Below are 1,943 nucleotides of genomic sequence, written 5' to 3' on the forward strand. Positions count from 1 at the left end.
GTCGTGGAGGGGGCGGTGGAGTGTCCGTTCCACGGGTGGCGGTTCGGGGCGGACGGACGGTGCGTGCGGGCGCCGTTCGCGGCGCGGGTGCCGAAGGTGTCGCTCGGCGGGTTTCCGGTGCGGGAGCACAGCGGGCTGGTGTTCGTATACGTCGGGCCGGGTGAGCCGGAGTGGGAGGTGCCGGAGATCCCGGAGACCTCCGACCGGGGGTACGCGGCGCCGATCGAGGACACCTGCCGGGCCCGTGTGCACGTGCAGGAGATGCGGGAGAACATCGTCGACGAGTCGCACTTCCACTTCATCCACGGCCAGCCGGAACCGCTGGCGCAGGAGTGGAAGGAGGACGGGCCGTTCGCGGAGGCGCGGGGGCGGATCGGGCGGCGGGTGCTGCGGTGGGACATCGACAACACCTTCGACGCGTTCATGTACGGGCCGGGGGTCATGGTCGTCCGTACGGAAGGGCCGGTGCTGTCGCTGACGGCCATCGCGCTGAGCACGCCCGTCGACGAGCGGACCAGTGAGCTGCGGATGCTGTACTACGTCCGCAAGCCGCGCCGACTCCCCTTCCTGACGCCGCTGTTGAAGCTGGTGTTCCGTACGCAGGCGCTGGGCGAGGTGCGGGACGAGGTGCGGATCTGGGATCACAAGGTGCATCTGGCGCGGCCGGTGCTGTTGCCGCACGAGCAGGGGATCCGGGCGTTGCGGCGGTGGTACGCGCAGTTCTATCCGCCGGTCTGAGTCAAGGTGTGCGGCGCGGCTCGGAGTTGGCGCGGCGGCGGCGTACCAGTATGGGGACCTCGACTCGCCGCTCGTTGTGGGGAAGGAACGCCGTGACCGACACGTCCGGGCCGCTGGCCGGCCGTATCGCCCTCGTGACCGGGGCCAGTGGTGGCATCGGGCAGGGCATCGCCCGTCAACTCGCCGGTGCGGGGGCCTCGGTGGTGCTGCACTGCCGTCGAGCCGCGGGGCTCGCCGAGGAGTTGGCGCGGGAGATCGGGGACGCGGTCGTGGTGAGCGGGGATCTCACGCGCGAGGAGGAGTGCCGGCGGGTCGTCCGGGAGGCGGCGGAGTGGCGGGGGCGGCTCGATGTCCTGGTCAACAACGCGGGAATCCAGCCGGTGAAGCCCCTGGCGGAACTGACCGTGGCCGACTGGCAGGAGCTCCAACAGGCCAACGTCACCAGCGCGTTCACCTGCACGCAGGAAGCGGCGCCATTGATGGCCCCCCGCGGCGGAGGCAGCATCATCCACATCGCCTCCATCGAAGGCACCCGCCCCTCCCCCGGCCACACCCACTACAGCGTCTCCAAAGCGGCCCTGATCATGCACGCCCGCGCCGCCTCCCTCGAATACGGCCCCCTCGGCATCCGCGTCAACACCATCTCCCCCGGCCTCATCGCCCGCCCCGGCCTCACGGCCACCTGGCCCGAGGGCGTCACCCGCTGGCACACGGCCGCTCCCCTCCACCGCCTCGGCACCCCGGCCGACATCGGAGCGGCGTGCGTGTTCCTCGCGTCCGACGCGGCGTCCTGGATCACGGGGGTGGACCTTCCGGTGGACGGGGGTGTGAGCGCTCGGCCGGGGTGGTGACCGGAGCCTTGGCCGGCTCCCGGAGGTAGGGCAAACCCCCGGTACGAGTGGGTGGTCGGCCGCAGTGATCAACGGGGGTGGGTGCGGCAGGGTGAGGGGGGTTGTCCTCCAGTGACTTAGGAATCGCCTTGTCCAGTAACGCCCTGGTGCCCTCGTCGTCCGGTTTTCTGCGGGCCCGTGTGCTCGTGCCCGTTGCCGTGTTGCTTGTTCCCGGCGTGTACTTCGGGCCGCATCTGGTGGCCGACGACGGGTCGCAGGGCGGGTTCGCCGATCAGCGGGTGCTGGTGGGGGCCGTGCGGGAGGGGTTCGTGCGGTACTGGGGTGCCGGGAGCGGGGACTACTCCTGTCTCTTAT

The 1,943-nt window shown here is 71.1% G+C and carries 3 protein-coding genes; all 3 read left to right on the forward strand.

Going from position 1 to position 1,943, the window contains the following annotated elements; genetic code table 11:
• The coding region (locus AOK24_RS44790) for a Rieske 2Fe-2S domain-containing protein (RefSeq protein WP_055725518.1) at positions 1-738 on the forward strand (738 nt) is incomplete at its 5' end.
• Between the two features lie 92 nt (positions 739-830).
• Positions 831-1,589 (forward strand): SDR family NAD(P)-dependent oxidoreductase, encoded by a 759-nt coding sequence (locus tag AOK24_RS44795; protein ID WP_206191381.1) that lies wholly within the window; start codon positions 831-833, stop codon positions 1,587-1,589.
• 128 nt (positions 1,590-1,717) lie between these two features.
• Positions 1,718-1,943, forward strand: a 226-nt coding sequence (locus AOK24_RS44800) for a hypothetical protein (protein WP_159052257.1), incomplete at its 3' end; no start/stop codon positions are given.

The organism is Streptomyces niveiscabiei (genome assembly GCF_001419795.1).
In the GTDB taxonomy this organism is placed as follows: Bacteria; Actinomycetota; Actinomycetes; order Streptomycetales; family Streptomycetaceae; genus Streptomyces; species Streptomyces niveiscabiei.